This is a genomic window from Pseudocolwellia agarivorans (genome assembly GCF_002000085.1).
Lineage (GTDB): Bacteria > Pseudomonadota > Gammaproteobacteria > Enterobacterales > Alteromonadaceae > Pseudocolwellia > Pseudocolwellia agarivorans.
Map to the genome: position 1 here is coordinate 1 of NZ_MUZU01000007.1, position 17323 is coordinate 17323.

The 17323-nt window shown below is 35.3% G+C and carries 14 protein-coding genes; 4 read left to right on the forward strand and 10 right to left on the reverse strand.

The features are described 5' to 3' along the window. Window positions 1–14: 14 nt before the first annotated feature. A complete protein-coding gene (locus tag B0X80_RS11885) occupies window positions 15–317 on the reverse strand; it encodes a hypothetical protein (RefSeq protein ID WP_077340537.1) in 303 nt (100 codons plus the stop codon). A gap of 327 nt (window positions 318–644) precedes the next feature. Between B0X80_RS11885 and B0X80_RS11890 the strand changes: the two genes are divergently transcribed. After that, window positions 645–1121 (forward strand): hypothetical protein, encoded by a 477-nt coding sequence (locus B0X80_RS11890; RefSeq protein WP_077340539.1) that lies wholly within the window; start codon window positions 645–647, stop codon window positions 1119–1121. A 122-nt stretch (window positions 1122–1243) separates the two neighbouring features. On the opposite strand, the gene B0X80_RS11895 is transcribed toward B0X80_RS11890, so the two are convergent. Continuing rightward, window positions 1244–2239, reverse strand: a complete 996-nt coding sequence (locus tag B0X80_RS11895) for a response regulator (RefSeq protein ID WP_077340541.1) — start codon at window positions 2237–2239, stop codon at window positions 1244–1246. Continuing rightward, complete coding sequence (locus B0X80_RS11900; protein ID WP_077340543.1) at window positions 2229–5582, reverse strand: MHYT domain-containing protein; 3354 nt, start codon at window positions 5580–5582, stop codon at window positions 2229–2231. Before B0X80_RS11900 ends, B0X80_RS11895 begins: the two co-directional genes overlap by 11 nt. 398 nt (window positions 5583–5980) lie before the next feature. Here B0X80_RS11900 and B0X80_RS11905 point away from each other — a divergent pair, with 398 nt between their 5' ends. Continuing rightward, complete coding sequence (locus tag B0X80_RS11905) at window positions 5981–6448, forward strand: Lrp/AsnC family transcriptional regulator (RefSeq protein ID WP_077340545.1); 468 nt, start codon at window positions 5981–5983, stop codon at window positions 6446–6448. A 121-nt stretch (window positions 6449–6569) separates the two neighbouring features. On the opposite strand, the gene B0X80_RS11910 is transcribed toward B0X80_RS11905, so the two are convergent. From B0X80_RS11910 to B0X80_RS11925, 4 genes are all read right to left on the reverse strand, one after another. Then, window positions 6570–7880: a DUF3300 domain-containing protein gene (locus tag B0X80_RS11910; RefSeq protein WP_077340547.1), complete on the reverse strand. Its 1311-nt coding sequence runs from the start codon at window positions 7878–7880 to the stop codon at window positions 6570–6572. Window positions 7881–7969: 89 nt separating this feature from the next. Then, the gene (locus B0X80_RS11915) at window positions 7970–9370 is read right to left on the reverse strand and encodes an ATP-binding protein (RefSeq protein ID WP_245825451.1); all 1401 of its coding nucleotides are present in this window, start codon (window positions 9368–9370) and stop codon (window positions 7970–7972) included. A gap of 69 nt (window positions 9371–9439) precedes the next feature. Beyond that, on the reverse strand, window positions 9440–10117 hold the full coding sequence (locus tag B0X80_RS11920) for a response regulator transcription factor (protein WP_077340551.1): 678 nt from the start codon (window positions 10115–10117) through the stop codon (window positions 9440–9442). A 14-nt stretch (window positions 10118–10131) separates the two neighbouring features. Continuing rightward, a complete protein-coding gene (locus B0X80_RS11925) occupies window positions 10132–10431 on the reverse strand; it encodes a PepSY domain-containing protein (RefSeq protein WP_077340553.1) in 300 nt (99 codons plus the stop codon). Window positions 10432–10692: 261 nt separating this feature from the next. Here B0X80_RS11925 and B0X80_RS11930 point away from each other — a divergent pair, with 261 nt between their 5' ends. Beyond that, entirely contained in the window at window positions 10693–11595 is a 903-nt protein-coding gene (locus B0X80_RS11930) for a choice-of-anchor H family protein (RefSeq protein WP_077340555.1), read from the forward strand. A 346-nt stretch (window positions 11596–11941) separates the two neighbouring features. Here the strand turns inward: B0X80_RS11930 and dnaJ are convergent, their stop codons facing one another. From dnaJ to grpE, 3 genes are all read right to left on the reverse strand, one after another. Continuing rightward, complete coding sequence (gene dnaJ, locus B0X80_RS11935; protein WP_077340557.1) at window positions 11942–13075, reverse strand: molecular chaperone DnaJ; 1134 nt, start codon at window positions 13073–13075, stop codon at window positions 11942–11944. A 311-nt stretch (window positions 13076–13386) separates the two neighbouring features. Beyond that, complete coding sequence (gene dnaK / locus B0X80_RS11940) at window positions 13387–15303, reverse strand: molecular chaperone DnaK (RefSeq protein WP_077340559.1); 1917 nt, start codon at window positions 15301–15303, stop codon at window positions 13387–13389. Between the two features lie 236 nt (window positions 15304–15539). Continuing rightward, complete coding sequence (gene grpE / locus B0X80_RS11945) at window positions 15540–16160, reverse strand: nucleotide exchange factor GrpE (RefSeq protein WP_077340561.1); 621 nt, start codon at window positions 16158–16160, stop codon at window positions 15540–15542. A gap of 206 nt (window positions 16161–16366) precedes the next feature. Here grpE and nadK point away from each other — a divergent pair, with 206 nt between their 5' ends. Continuing rightward, window positions 16367–17248: an NAD(+) kinase gene (gene nadK, locus B0X80_RS11950; protein WP_077340563.1), complete on the forward strand. Its 882-nt coding sequence runs from the start codon at window positions 16367–16369 to the stop codon at window positions 17246–17248. Window positions 17249–17323 lie beyond the last annotated feature (75 nt).

Genomic DNA, 17323 nt, shown 5'->3' on the forward strand with positions numbered 1-17323 from the left:
CTGCTTGAAGTGCTTTAACTGCATCTTCGAAATTGAATTGATTTGTCATGTGTCATTCCTGTTTTTACTAGTTTACTGAAATGACACAGATTTTTGAACACTACCGTATTCATATAATTACGGTACATATCGGCACGTACCTTTTGAGATATCCAATTTTGATCTAATTGTTTATTCGAATAATTAAATTCATCACTCCACTCTAGGTGCCATTGACTCAGGTTTATCATTTCATCATTGGCTAGTAACGTTTGAGAAAAGGATAAAACAAATAAAAATACGGTAATAATATTTCCAATTACAATTTGTTTTTTCATGCTAATACCTATTAATTTCCACTCTATTTAGTTCTATAAAAACTAAATAATATGTTTGAGTTAATAGGTAATGTAATAAACAAAAATAAGTGACACTTATTTTTTATATTAAAAATAAGATAATGAAAAATTATTAGCAGGAAAGGCTTTACTTATTTAACTTGAACTTGGCATAAAATGAGTACGTCCATTATCAAGAGTTCATGTTATTTAGCTTTTTTTGCAACCTTTTATATTTTGTTTACGTTAATAGTTATGAAAACGGTAACAACCTAATATTTACTACCGTATTAACAATGAATAAATTCAATATATAAAGGTGTTTTTATGAAAATTAAATTAATCTCAATCGCAGCAATTTTAGCCCTTACTACAGGATTTACAGTAAGCGCTTTTGATACACACAACACAGCAACCGATGTTAAAAAGTCAGCATTTAAACACGGCCATAAAATGAAACATCACCATAAAGGTAAACATCATATCAGCGAGATAGTTCGCGACTATATGTTACAGCAAGGTGATATTACCCAGGGTGAGATTGACCTTCAAAAACTTGAACGTGAAACAACACGCTCTGAATTAAGAGCCTTAAAAAAGGCTGGGGATACTGAAGGTTTAGCGATTAAAAAAGCTGAATTAAAAGCTAAGTATGAAGCTCGTAAAACAGCCATGAGGTCATACATTGATAACCATGAAGAACTAAAAACATTGATTGAAGAAAAGAAGAAAGAATTTCGTTCTAAAATGAAAGATCGTACAGAAAAAAGAGAAGCGCAAGTGAATGACACTACTGCAAGTTAATATTTAACTAGCACTTAACGAGCAAAATGGAAAACTTTCATTTTTGCTCGTTAATATTTTTTGTATTTCCTTATAATTTTTCCCTCTACATATCCCTAAAAATAAATCACTGTAAATACTATTTATTCATCAAGCCATTTTTCTTTAATACTCAAAATTTTATCTAGTTCATTTTCTATTACAATAACCAGTTCTGGATCAAAGTGTTTACCGCTTTGGCTACGTATATAATCCATAGTTTTTTCAACCGACCAAGCTTCTTTATAAGGACGTTTACTCGTAAGCGCATCAAACACATCCGCCAAGGCAACAATACGACCTTCAATAGGAATTGCTTCACCTTTTAATTGATTTGGATAACCGGTACCATCCCATTTTTCATGATGGGTCAACGACACTACTTTTGCTAAACATAAAAGCTCTGAATCTGTTTCACCTAAAATTTCAGCGCCTATTTGAGGGTGAGTTTTCATAATAGAAAACTCTTCATCGGTAAGCTTTCCAGGCTTGAGCATTATACTATCAGCAATACCTATTTTACCTATATCGTGCATGGGAGCAGCGTTAAGAATATTTTCAGAATGAGCTTTAGATAGTCCATAAGATAAGGCGATAACTTGTGAATAATGACTCATGCGCATAACATGCATGCCCGTTTCATTATCTTTATATTCAGCCGCTCGCCCTAAACGCTGAATAATTTGTAAACGTGTTCGTCTTAGTTCTTCTGCATGAACTAACGATAAATGTGTTTTTACTCTAGCCCTAACAACTGCAGGCGACACAGGCTTAGTGATATAATCTACGGCACCTACTTCAAAACCTTTTGTTTCATCTGTATCGTCGTTCAAGGCTGTAACAAAAATAATAGGAATAGATTTTGTTTTATCTAAACTTTTAAGCTTAGAGCACACTTCAAAGCCTGTCATACCGGGCATCATTACATCAAGTAAAATAAGATCCGGTAAGTCTTTCTCTGCAAAGTTGATCGCATCTTCGCCATTTTTAGCAAAAGACAAACGATAACGCTCTTGAAGAATTTGTTTAAGCACCCGTAAATTAGTAGGTTCGTCGTCTACTATTAATACTTTATACTGATGCTCTTTCTCATTTCTCATTTACCGCTCCATTGCCTTTTACTTGGGTTATTAGCTCTTGCATTAAATGTTTTGCACTTTCATACTCAAAATCATTCATTGCTAGTATGACTTTTTGACTTAATTCGTATATTGATGGATAAGCTGCGTCACTTAAAGCTTTAAGTAAAGATTCATCAAAACCTTGTCGTTCAATCATTTTTTCAAGTTTGTAGAGTAAATTTAACCATTCACCTTCAGTTAATTTCACCCAATTTTCTTGTGTTTGCTCAATACTGTCAGCACTTTCTTTTTCAACAATAAACTCTTTTAAACTATTTAATGTTAGCTCAAGATCTTCTATACATACACGACACAAAGCTTCATCTTTCTGATTGGCCGATTGCTCAATACTTGAAAAAATACGATGTAATTTAGTTAAGGCTAAATTACCAGATAAGCCTTTAAGTTTATGGCTTTCTTCAGCTAATTTTTTCCATTGCTGAGTTTTACATAAATTTATTAACTCTTCGGTTATATCACCATAGTTTTTAACAAATAAACTAAGTTCTGTAAGTAGTTTTTGTTGGGAACCCCATAATGCCACACCTTTTTCACAATCTATTAATGCAGAAGGAGACACTTCATTTACGTCAATTATTTCAGTGTGATCAAATTTAATTCCTATTGAACGAGCTAACTCAATATAAATTTTATCGATATCTATCGGTTTACTTGCAAAGCCATTCATTCCTGCACTTTTAGCTGCACGTTTATCATCTTCAAGTACACTAGCCGTTAAAGCAATAATAGGGATATTTGGAATGTTATTATTCGTTTCATATATTCTTCGAGCTTTTGCCGTAGCTAAGCCGTCCATAACGGGCATTTGAATATCCATTAGCACGGCATCGAATGTGTGTTCTTCCATATGCTGTAAAGCTTTTTTTCCATCCAAAGCTGAAATAACACTATGTCCATCGCGCTCTAAAAGCCTTGTAAGTAATTCAATATTTTGCAAAATATCGTCTACCACTAAAATATTAAGTGGAGGTAAATTAATTTTGGTAACGGGTTTAATTAGCACCTTACTTTTTGATGTTTTAAGTGGAATTACAAAGGTAAATGTAGAGCCTTTATTTTGTTCACTAACCGCAGAGAGTGTTCCTCCCATAAGCTCAACTAGTTGTTTACTTATAGTTGTACCTAGCCCAGTTCCCCCATAAATACGACTCATAGAAGCATCTGCTTGAGAAAAAGCATCAAAGACTTTATCAAGCTGCTCAGGAGACATTCCAATACCTGTATCTGTTATCGAAAATTCAACGGCATTATTTTCCACGGGTTTTACACTTAACGTGACCTGCCCTTTTGCCGTAAATTTTACTGCATTGCCAATTAAGTTAGTAAGTACTTGGCGTATTCTATCTGACGCTCCGTGGTAAATAGGAACAAGTTGCGGCGATATATCAAGCGATAACGCTAAACCTTTGTGTCTAGCTTGGAGCCATAAAGTTGAAACTACCGTATCTATTTCTTCAATAAGTGAAAAATCTCTAAACTCAAGTTCAAATTTACCTTTGTCCATTTTAGCACTGTCTAAAATGTCGTTAAGTAAATGCAGTAATGACTTGGCCGACTGATTAATACTTTTTAAATGTTTCGTGTCTGATGTTTCTTTAGCTTCGTCTAACATGATGTCGCTAAAACCAATGATGGCATTCATAGGCGTGCGAATTTCATGACTCATATTAGCCAAAAATGAGGTTCGTGCTGCGACGGCTTCTTCAGCTCTATTTTTTTCATTGACTAACTCTTCTTCCATTTTTTTACGATCAGTAATGTCCATGATAAAACCGTCTAACCAATTCATATCGCTCGATGAGCTATTTATGTAACTACCGTACCCCAGCATCCACTTAACTTGGCCAAAACGGTCAATAATACGATATTCTAAACGGAAACTTTTTTCGCCAAGCGCCATTATGTCTGCAATCCCCTGTATATCATCAGGGTGTACAAGGTCTGCAAAGTTAATTTTAGGATTAGGTAATATAAAATCTGCAGCAGGATAACCTGTAATATTCTCAACGGCATCACTAATAAAAATCGTTGGCCAATTGCCTGATGCTAAACAACGGTAAGCTATTCCTGGAATGTTAGTAATAAGAGAGCGATATTTTTCTTCGTCTTCTTGTCGTTTACGCTCTAAATATAGTCGTTGGCGTATGTCGGTTACAAAGGCAATAAAAAAATTATTATTATCAATTTTCACATGCCCTATTGATAACTTTACAGCCAGAGTTGAGCCGTCTTTATGTAAAGCTTGAATATCTCTTTCTACGGCCACGGTTGTCGCTTTATTGGTTTCTAGAAAACGTTCAAAGTAATTTTCATGTTCAACTTTAAAAACTTCTGGTGCTATAACGTACACATTTTTACCAACCAGCGCTTCACTAGACCAACCAAGCAGACGTTCCACCGCTTTATTTGAGCTAATAACCGTACCTTGCGAGTCAATAGTTAAAATACCGTCAGCTGCGGTATCCATCATTGCGCTTAATCTAACTTCTCTATTTCTTGCCGTTGCAGATATATCTTTGTATTTTAAAAGTATATTAGCGCCTAAAACTAAAGTAATAATAACAAAGGTTGCAACCGTGACTAAAACAGCCAAATACATTGAAATATCTGAAGACTGATCTGAAAGTTCAAAGCCTGCAGGGCGTACAAAGCGAGCTGCAGCCATTCCCGTGTAATGCATACCAGCTATAGCAGATCCCATTACAATACTCGCCAAAAGAGATATTGTTGTATCACCTAAATAGCTGAATCGACTATTGCGTAATCGGGTATAAACCCACAAAGAAAGCATAGCTAAAACTGCTGCAACAACAATAGATAAGGAAAACATACGTAGGTCGTAACGCAGTAATAATGACATTTCCATAGCTGCCATACCTACGTAATGCATGGTACCTATGCCTAAGCCCACTAAAGTACCGCCCACGACTAATTGGCCCCATGTGATTTTGGAACGAGTGATCATATTAAGTGTTAACCACGACGCTAAAACACTAGGTAGCATAGAAATTAACGTTAATTGAAATTGATAGTTAACCGGGGTACATAACTGAAAAGCAATCATACCAATAAAGTGCATTGACCAAACACCACCGCCCAATGCAATACTGCCAATTAACAACATGAATTGATGCCAAAAATCGGAACGATTATTAGTGGCATGCGAGGCTACATGCATTCCCATAAAAGAAGAAAAAATAGCTATAGCAATAGATAAAACAACTAACCAAGGTTCAAAGTTTCCAAAAATGAGTAAATTATCTGAAGGGTACTGAAAAAGAGCTGAAATAGTATCGAGCATGTAATAATAGGCCTTTATGTTGATATAAAGATAATAGACTATTAAAGCCTTTTTATAAAATTTAGAAAAATAGAAACTACATTGAAATTTTAGTCTCTTACTTAAGTTATCGTCCATATGGTTAATTTCTTAAGCTTAAATACTGACTAAATCTTAATAAGATATTGCGTTAAAAATAACGATATACATATATTATTAACGACAAATTTAGCATAACTATAATCAAACAATAATTTAATAAAAATTCGGTATAAATTAACTTTAACGAAAATAATTCAATAAAACGCTATTACATCCTTTAATTTCTGTATTTAATAAGTATAGTAAGCAATATAACCACCTAATTTAACTAAAGTAATTTATATTGCTTAATGAACCGCTGTTGAGGTAAATAATTTTTGAAAAAGTTAGACGATATAGATTTACGTATTTTAACTCTGCTCTATAACAACGCAGACATTAATAATAAAGACTTAGCCGCTAAAATAGGCATTGCCCCTTCTACTTGCTTAGAGCGTGTAAAACGCCTTAAATCTAGCGGTATTATTAAAGGTTCATTTATCGAAGTTAATCTTAAAAGTATTGGTGGCAATATAGAAGCAATAGCCGCGATTCGTTTACAACCATATTCTGAAGAAATTGTGAATAAGCTTCGTGATGATTTACTTCAATTACCTGAGATTATTAGTTTATATCATATGGGGGGGAACTACGATTACTACATACATATGTCGGTAAGCGATAGCGAACATTTAAGACAATTTGTTTTCCAGGAAATCACCTCGCGTGATGAAGTACAAACGGTTGAAACCTCTTTAGTATTTGAGCACAGTAGAAGTTCAGTATTACCTCAGTTTGACGATTAATCTTAATTCTCTTCAATGGTTTATTACCCACTTTACCCTTATTAGAAACAAAAAACGGAATAACTTATCATTTAAACTTAATAAGTTATTCCGCTTTATTTTAGCTATCGACTATTACCAACTAACGACGTTCGTGATGACCGCCTCGTGAATGTGATTGCCCTTGACTCCTTGTCGATGAATGAGATCTACGAACTTCTGTACGTTGTGTTCTTTGTGGCTTAGAGCGCGTTTGTACTGTTGTTTCTCTTTTTACAACACGAGTTGGCCTAGTTTCTTTAAATACGGGTCTTTCAGTTCTGTGTTGCACTGTGCTTTCTTTACGTACCACTGTCGTTTTGTTTACAACACTACGCGGTGACGTCGATTTATGTGCAGGTAAAATATTACGCGTTTTAAATTTACTTTGTAATGCTTCATGCTTGGTTATTTTATGACTCTTATCTTTATAGCGTTCACCTTTATACTTAACAACTGGCCTGTTACTACTTTGATGAGTTCTATAATCCTTTTTATGTGGATAAAGTTTAGGACTATTGTAGTGTGTAGTTACCGTTTTATGCACAACTGGACGATTACTTGTATATCGTTTGTTTACAGCTTTATTACGATAAGTTACACCTCTTCTATGTTGTGGGTTATGTACCCATCTGTGTGCATAACCACTACTAACCATTTTTCTTTTAGGTGTATAGTGACGCGTATTTCTATGATTGATAACAACTACGTGTCTATTACTCCAATGGAAGTCACTAAAAAAATAGTTCCACGAAATATGTATTCCACTGTGCCAGCCAAAAGGTCTACGATGTGAGTAACTAACCCTATGTCCCCAATCCCAATATATTGGTGGGTTTAATGACCAATGCCAATGTCCGTATACCTGACGAGTATCATAATAAGGTACGTAAACCACTTCTTTTTGAATAGGTTGAATAATAATATTTTTATCTTCGCGACTTACTTTTACATTTTCCATTTTGTCTAAGTTACCAGCTTCTTGTGCTTGGTAACGTAAGTCTTGAATAGCCTGAAGAACATTTTCTTCACTTTGTAAAAAAGCATCACCTAATTGTTGGGTCCAACTTAAATCTTCACTCAAGCGCTTAAGCACTTGAGGAAAAATAACTAATGCTTTTATTGAAGGTTCCCAATCTTCATCTTCTAATTTATTTTCTATTTGAGATGTTGATAGATCTTTGTTTTTTGTGATCCAACGATCTGCTTCAACCACTTCAATAGGATAAGTTGATGCTATAAGAATATGCGTTAATAAACTGTCAGGATATAGCGCAACAGGTGCTAACATTTGAGCTAACTGCGCTTCGTTAAATTCAGTGTCAGTCGAGATTTCTTTGGCACTTAATGTGGTACTTAATAAACTAAACGTTAAAGTAAAAAATAATCCGATACCTAAAATTAATTTTTTCATTGTTATGTCCTTTAGGGAAAATACATTACATAGGCTATATTAAGGAAAGTAAACTGAACACTTCCTGAACAGAAAAGTAGAGATGATTTTTATTTATGGAAAGTCAGTACAAACAATGCGCCACCTAAAGCGGAAGAATTTTGAATAGTAAGTTCTCCCTTATAGCTACTCACTAAGTCTCGCACTATAGCTAAACCAATACCGTGACCTTTATCGTAAGTATCGGCACGTGTTCCTCGCTCTAAAATAGCTTTTCGTTGTGACTCTTCAATACCTTGTCCGTCGTCAGCAATAGTAAAACGTAAACAATGGGCATTAAAACTTACGTCAAAATCAATACGTGATTTAGCGGCTTTGCAGGCGTTGTCGAGTAAGTTGCCTAAAATTTCCATTAAGTCAGCTTCGTCACCTTTAAATAAAGCTTTTTTTTGTATATTAACGGATATAGTTAAGTATTTATCTCGGTATATTTTATTCAGGGTATTAACAAGTTTGCTTGTGGTTTGTTCAACACTAACACCTAAATGCCAAGCAGATTCTCCCGCACTTTGCGCTCTTTTGAGTTGATGCTCTACCATATTGCTGATATTACTTATTTGCTCTTTAGTTTCTTGTGGTAGCGCTTGTTGGCTTTGAATAACAGCCAAGGGTGTTTTTAAACTATGCGCTAAATCAGATAAGGCATTTCGATACCGCTTACGCTGATTTTGCTCGGTACTGAGTAAAGTATTTAACTGAGAAGTCACTTGTTCAAGTTCTAATGGGTAGCTTTTTTCAAGGGCGTTTTGCTTGCCTTGTTCCACTTGTTCTAACTCAACAGTTAAAGTGTTTAATGGTTTTAATGTCCATTTAAGCCAAATGAATTGCGCAATAATAAAAATAACAATAAGTAAAATTAACCATGTCCAAAGTTGTTGCTTAAAACCGTTAGTAATTGCAAGAAACTCAGCTTGGTTTTTAAAAATATGTAACGTAACAGGAAAGGCTTGTTCTAATTCGCCAAAACTTACACTAATGCTGTAAGCCATATGCGGCTGATTTTCTATCAACATTTCGGTAAATACAGAATTACCTATTTTAGGCGACGGTAAATCATTACTAAGGTGAACACCTAATAATGAATCTGATTGCCATAAGTTTTTTGAAACACGTGTAGGTTGAGTTTTTTTATCTTTAAATGCATCTAAGTCTATACTTGTTATTTGTGCGTAAAGACCCGATTGAATTACGTTAAATTGATTTTCAAGTAACATTTCTGGCATAACGAGTTGATTATCTTCCACTTCAGCTACAGAGAATATTGAGTAACTGTAAGCCCGTAATTCATTTTCTAGCGCACTTTGCAATTGATCGTTAAACGCATTACTCAACGTGATACCAATCACAGGTAACATAACCACTACCATAAACATAGCGCTTAGCGTAAGGCGTGCTTTAAGGGATTGTGTTAACCAATGTTTAGTCGCATGAAGTTTATTGAAGATATTCAATTTTCACTGCTCAAATTAAAGTAATAATAGAGAAAAAGTTGATTGTAGATTTAATGGCATAACTACCCGTTAAACTGTAAAAGCTTTCATTTTATAACCTTGGCCACGTAAGGTTTCGATAAAACCATATTTACTTTCAGGATCCAGTTTTTTACGCAAGCGTCTGATAAATACTTCTATTACATTCGAGTCTAAATCAAAGTCTTGATCGTAAATATGTTCAGTTAAAACTGTTTTCGATTTAACTTCATTAATATGTAACATAAGGTATTCAAGTAATTTATATTCATAACTACTTAAACTTACGTCACTACCATCAACACTTACTGACATGCTTTTAGTATTGATACTAATAGGTCCATTTTCTATTACGGGGCTTGCTTGCCCTACCGAGCGTCTAATAAGAGCGTTTAAACGCGCTGTTAGTTCTTCAGGATGGAATGGCTTAGTTAAGTAATCGTCTGCACCAGCGTCTAAGCCGGCAACCTTATCTTGCCAACTATCACGTGCCGTTAATACAATAATAGGGAAGGTAAATTGTTTATCTCGCAAAGCTTTAATTACGCTAATACCATCAATAATAGGTAAACCGATATCAATAATTGCCGCATCGTAAGGATGTTCCGTCCCTTGAAATAAACCTGACTCACCATCACTTGCTACATCTACTGAGTAGTTTTCAAGCATTAGCTGTTTTTTTAAATTACCTTGTAATTCCAAATCATCTTCTACTAAAAGTAAACGCATATTATTTCCCTTTATTATCTACCCTTTACTCGGCCTGACTTTGCATCAACCGTAACATTAATAATATGACCATCATCTTTTATGACTTTAACTTTATAACCTGAACGCCCATCATTTTTAACTTTTAGTACCTTGCCGCCTACTCGACTTTTTACAATACGGGCTGCTTGACTAGAATTTTGAACTTTATTTTGTTTAGACGACGAACCATCTGCTCTTATAAATGGCACACCATCTCCAGCCAAGGCAAACACTGGCAAAGAAGAAAATAAAATAATGGAAATAACCAACACAAAGGCTGTAGTGTTTTTCATTGTGCTCCTCAAAATCTTTTAGAAAGCTTTCTAGCAATAGACTCATAATAACAGTGTAAGAGATTGCCTCTTCTAAATAAACTAAAGCTTTTCTTTAAGCTATGTTAACAATAAATAACTGAACCATAGCTGAACGAATAAAAGCTTTAAAATGTTCAGGTTACGTTCAGATTAAATGAGTTTTAATAGCATCATCAAAAATGCTCAGTGAATAAAATTAATGCAATAAACGAGCTTTTAAAACGATTAAGGATGTTTGTTATGAATAAAAATTCAATCACATTAAATACAGAAAAAAAACCAACACAACAAAAAACTATGCATAAACTTCATATAGTAAAAGGCATTGCGCTTTCATTGGTGGTTTTAGGGTTTATTGGTTTTAGTATTAACAATGTATCTGCTGGCGAATTAAGCCAAGCGAGTATTTCGTATGGCGGTAAAACAAATCAACTTGACGACGACACGCGTAATTTAGTCATTGCACAAAACAGCCATTCAAAAGTTTATGACCAATTAATTGGTAAAGCTAAAACAAAAACCAGAGATCAAGTCATCGCTGAAAAACAAACAATGCCTGCGACCAAATCAAAAAAATTTAATGGGGTTGAAAAAAGCTTTGCACCTTTCAATACGCGAGTTTATACACCTGAATTTACTGTATACGACGCTACTTCGTTTCTAGAAGATGATATTGACGGCGATGGCTATTACCAAACTTTTGGTGTGGTATTTGATGTAGATGTATATAACCCTAACGGTAATGAAAACAGCGTAATTTATGCTGAGCTATACATCAGTTCAGACGGTGTTAACTGGGAACATTACTACACTACGGACGATTTTTTAATTCAAGGAAGTAATGACTTAGATCAGTTTGAAGTGATCACCACATTTGCTGAAGGTTACCGTGCTAATCATTACGATATTTTAATTGATATTTACGAAGTAGGCTTTGCCGATATTGTTGCAACTTATAGCTCTGACGATAACAATGCGCTTTATGCACTACCTTTAGAAAGTGCTGAATACGATCGAGTTTATGTAGAAGAAGTAGTGGTTCATGCGGGTAGTAATTCGATACCTTTTGTACTATTTATTGTGTTAATGACTTTAGTAAGAATAGTAAAAGTTAGATCAAAAAAAGGCACAACAACAAAATAAGTTAATTAACCTCAACTCGGGTTAATGAATGTTAGATAATGAATTAAAAATCTTATTTATCAAAATCTTAATCTGTATCGTTGTTTTCCTAAGTTATATTAGTCTCTCAACATTGATATTTTTGTGTATAACAAGGCGAATTTTTCTATCTAATAGCTGGCTATTAGTAATAAATTCGACGAAGTTAGGCATAAAAATAACTTGTTGAGTAACTTTGCTTATCCCGAGCTGAGGTTAATTAAGTAACACTCAAAAACTTTATAAAAAAATCCCGCTTATTATTAAATAATAAGCGGGATTTTTTATTGATTAAACCGAGTTAGATTTTAAGTAAATATGATAAAACTTAACCTTTTAAGTCATCAAAAAAGCTTTTTACACTATCAAAAAATCCTGACTCTTTAGGGCTATGTTTGCTATTAGTTCCCATTTTAGTTTCAAGCTGTCTTAATAAATCAGCTTGGTCACCAGAAAGGCTAACCGGTGTTTCTAATACCACTTTACACATTAAATCGCCTGTTACATGACTACGTACTGATTTAACACCTTTACCACGTAAACGGAACATTTTGCCTGTTTGTGTTTCTTTAGGTATTTTAAGTTTAACTTTACCAGCAAGTGTCGGTACTTCAATTTCACCACCTAATGCTGCAGTAGTAAAGCTGATTGGCATTTCGCAATATAAGTCGTTTTCATCACGTTCAAAAATCTTATGTGCTTTTACATTAGCTTGAACATATAAGTCACCTGCAGGTGCCCCATTCTCACCTGCTTCACCTTCACCCGATAAACGAATGCGATCACCCGTATCAACACCCGGTGGAATTTTAACTGATAACGTTTTGTTCTTCTGTACACGACCTTGACCATGACATGAATTACAAGGATCAGAAATAACCTTACCTTGACCATTACACGTCGGACATGTTTGTTGAACAGCAAATAACCCTTGGCGCATTTGCACTTGGCCATGACCATGACAAGTAGAACACGTTTTTGCACTGCTACCTTTTTTAGCACCACTACCATCACATGGCTCACACGCCACATAAGTAGGCACTTTAATTTCTAACGTTTTACCTTTTACGGCTTCTTCAAGCGTTAGTTCTAGGTTATAACGTAAGTCAGAACCACGTTGCTGACGTTGACGTCCGCCACCACGGCCACCACCAAAAATATCACCAAAAATATCACCAAAGTCTTGAGCACCACCGAAGCCGCCGCCAAATCCACCGCCGCCACCGTGACCACCTTGTTCAAACGCTGCATGACCATATTGATCGTAAGCTGCACGTTTTTGATCGTCGGTTAATATTTCATAAGCTTCTTTAACTTCTTTAAACTCTTCTTCTTTACCTTTATCACCTTGGTTTCTATCCGGGTGAAGTTTCATAGCTAAGCGTTTATAAGCTTTTTTAATATCTCTTTCAGATGCATCTTTTGATACACCAAGTACTTCATAGTAATCGCGTTTTGACATAGTGAATTCTTTTACTTACTTTATAGTTAATACCAATTTTCTTAACAACTTTTATCTGTAAAGATAAAACGGGTCGTTGTACCCTTTCGATTAAATTCGGCTAAGAAAATTAGAATTAATATTAAACGGTTAACATAACAAAGCGCCGATATATCGACGCTTTGTAATTGAGTAAAGTTCAACAATATTGTTGATGATTCAGATTAAGCTGTTTCTTTTAAGTTCAAGGAGAAGGCACGGAGCTTAGTTCACTAAGTGAGTACCTTCGACAAAGAAATTAGAATGAAACAGCGACAGCTGAATCTATCAACTTATTTGTCTTCTTTTACCTCTTCAAACTCAGCGTCTACAACATCATCGCCAGCTTGACCAGCATCAGATGCTTCTGGAGCTTCGCCACTTTGTGCTTGCGCTTTAGCTTGAGCAATTTCCATTAACTTAGCTGAAGCTTCAATTGCCGCTTGTTGTTTCGCGTCAATATCTTCTTTACTATCGCCTTTAATTGCTGTTTCAAGCTCAGATAATGCAGTTTCGATCTTCTCTTTATCTTCAGCAGGTAAATCATCACCAGCTTCAGTAATTTGAGTACGAGTTGCGTGAATCATACCATCAGCTTGGTTACGAGCCGTTACTAGTTCTTCAAACTTTTTATCTTCATCAGCGTTAGCTTCTGCGTCACGTACCATTTGATCAACTTCTTCATCAGATAAACCAGATGAAGCTTTAATAGTGATCTTCTGCTCTTTACCTGTATTTTTGTCTTTCGCCGTTACATGTAAAATACCATCAGCATCAATATCAAAAGTTACTTCAATTTGAGGTGTACCACGTGGAGCAGCATCAATACCTTCAAGGTTAAATTGACCTAAAGATTTGTTTGCAGACGCTTGCTTACGCTCACCTTGTACAACATGTACAGTTACTGCTGACTGGTTATCTTCAGCTGTAGAGAATGTTTGTGACTGTTTGGTTGGGATAGTTGTGTTTTTATCGATAACTTTAGTCATCACACCACCCATAGTTTCAATACCTAGTGATAATGGTGTTACGTCTAATAATAAAACGTCAGTTACATCACCAGCTAAAACACCCGCTTGAATCGCAGCGCCCGCAGCTACCGCTTCATCAGGGTTAACATCTTTACGAGGTTCTTTACCAAAAAAGTCTGTTACTGTTTTTTGTACTAGTGGCATACGTGTTTGACCACCCACTAATATCACATCGTTTACGTCACTAATAGATAAGTCAGCATCTTTAAGTGCTTGTTTAAGCGGTTCTAAAGTCGCTTTAACCATGTCTTCAACTAATGATTCTAATTTTGCACGACTGATCTTAATGTTCATGTGCTTAGGACCAGAAGCATCAGCAGTAATGTAAGGTAAGTTTACATCTGTTGATTGTGCTGACGAAAGTTCACATTTAGCTTTTTCAGCGCCTTCTTTAAGACGTTGCATTGCTAATGGATCTTTTGTTAAATCCATACCTGAATCTTTCTTAAATTCAGCTACTAAGTAATCAATTAAACGGTTATCAAAATCTTCACCACCTAAGTGAGTATCACCGTTAGTCGCAAGTACTTCAAATGTGTGCTCGCCTTCAACTTCATCAATTTCAATAATTGAGATATCGAATGTACCACCACCTAAATCGTAAACAGCAACAACTTTATCGCCTTCCTGTTTATCCATACCATAAGCTAATGCAGCAGCAGTAGGTTCGTTGATAATACGCTTAACATCTAAACCAGCGATACGACCAGCATCTTTAGTTGCTTGACGTTGTGAATCGTTAAAGTATGCAGGAACCGTAATTACGGCTTCAGTTACTTCTTCACCTAAGTAATCTTCTGCAGTTTTTTTCATTTTCTTTAAAACTTCAGCAGAAACTTGTGGTGGAGCTACGTTTTTATCACGAGCTGTAACCCATGCATCACCGTTATCAGCTTTTACAATACCAAATGGCATGATGCCGATATCGCGTTGAACTTCTTTATCTTCAAAACGACGACCGATTAAACGCTTAATTGCGAATAATGTGTTTTTTGGGTTAGTTACTGCTTGACGTTTAGCAGGTTGACCAACTAATGTTTCGCCTTCTTCTGTGTAAGCGATAATTGAAGGAGTTGTACGATCCCCTTCTGCATTTTCAATAACACGCGCTTTACCGCCATCTAGTACAGCAACACAAGAGTTTGTTGTCCCTAGGTCAATACCAATTATTTTGCCCATCTTTAGGATCTCCGAATACTATTATAAAAAATATGGTTTAATCTTTCGATGAACAATTAGTGGGGGCAGTAAAAAGTGTTTTCAATAGAAAAATTAAAAAAAAGTGTTTTTTTTGAAAGAAAATATGAAAACTACGGTGGAATGCCGACAATAGCGCAAATAAAGAAAAATAATTAGATCAAAAAAGCCAAACAATTTGTTTGGCTTTAATAATAAAACTTGATATTACAAGTTAATTAAGCGCTAGTATCAACACTCGCTGCTTTTGAAACCATTACCATTGCAGGACGAACTAAGCGACCATTTAATTCGTAACCTTTTTGCATAACAGCAATAACAGTATTAGGCGCTACACCTTCTACTTCTTGCATAGACATAGCTTGATGTAACTCTGGATTAAAAGGTTGGTCTTGAGGATCAACAACTTTAATACCAAATTTATCTAATCCAGCTAATAAACCTTGTAACGTTAACTCAACACCTTCACCGATAACTTTTTGCTTCTCGTCTTCAGCATCAATGCTAGCAATAGCACGTTCTAAATTATCAACGGTTGGTAATAATTCAGCCGCAAATTTTTCTAAAGCAAATTTACGTGCTTTTTCTACGTCTTGTGCTGCGCGTCTGCGTACGTTATCGACTTCAGCTTTAGCGCGGATCACAGAATCTTTTTGATCAGATACTGTCGCTTGCGCTACAGATAAAGCTAATTCAAGCTCATTAATTTTTTCTTGCTCTTCACTAATGTTCTCAGCAGCGGCTTCAAACTGTTCTTCAACTTGTTCTTCAGCTTGTTGAACGATTTCATCAGCTAAAATTTCTTCAGCGCTTCTATTATCTGTTGACTCATTTGTCATGAAAAACTCCAAGGTAAAACGTACTTTTAATAAAGTATATAAACGTAATTTAAAATATAATTAAGGCTAATTATGGGGATTTGTTTCCACGATTCAAGCTCAAATGTGAATCATTTATAAAAAAGTCGACTTTACAATGAGATAAATACCAGCGAAACTTTGTATACTACTTCGCATAGCCTAGCTAAATTATACTAAAAAACACTATGTCTCATTTATATAAAACCGTAGGATTAATTGGTAAACCTCAACATGAAGGTGCGAAAGCAACTATTGAGGCATTACATGAATATTTACATTCAAACCATTATCATGTGGTTGTTGAGCACTCTGTCGCTCAATCGGTAGATATTAAAAATATGTCTGTTCATCCGTTAACTGAGATTGGTGAATTAGCAGATCTTGCCATTGTAGTTGGCGGCGACGGTTATATGCTAGGCGCGGCTAGAGTTTTAGCTTGCTACAATATTGGTGTAATTGGTGTAAACCGAGGTAATTTAGGTTTTTTAACAGATTTATCCCCCGATAATGTATTAGAACCCCTTGAAGCTATTTTAAAAGGCGAGTCACGATCTGAACAACGCTTTATTATTGAAGCAGAAGTTTACCGACACGGTAAACTGAAAAGTTCTAACAGTGCCGTAAACGAAGCGGTTTTACATGCAGGTAAAGTTGCTAACATGATCGAATTTGAAGTGTATATCGATAATAGCTTCATGTTTAGCCAACGCTCAGATGGCTTAATTATTTCTACACCTACAGGTTCAACCGCTTATTCGATGTCGGCAGGTGGACCTATATTAACACCCAATTTAAACGCTCTATCATTAGTTCCCATGTTTCCACATACCTTAACAAGTCGGCCTATTGTGGTTGATGGTAATAGTGAAATTAAATTAGTACTCGCAAATGAAAACTACGAAAATCTGCAAGTAAGTTGCGATGGTCATGTAATTTTATCTGTAATGCCTGGTGATGAAGTTATTATTAAGAAAAGTGAGAATTCTATTCGATTAATTCATCCACTTGATCACAACTACTTTACTGTATTACGTAATAAATTAAGCTGGGGCAATAAACTGTATTAAAACCTGTTTAACCTGAATTCGGATTATTTATTCTTTACGTCTACACAGCTGAATAATTTTTCAGCTGTGTAACAC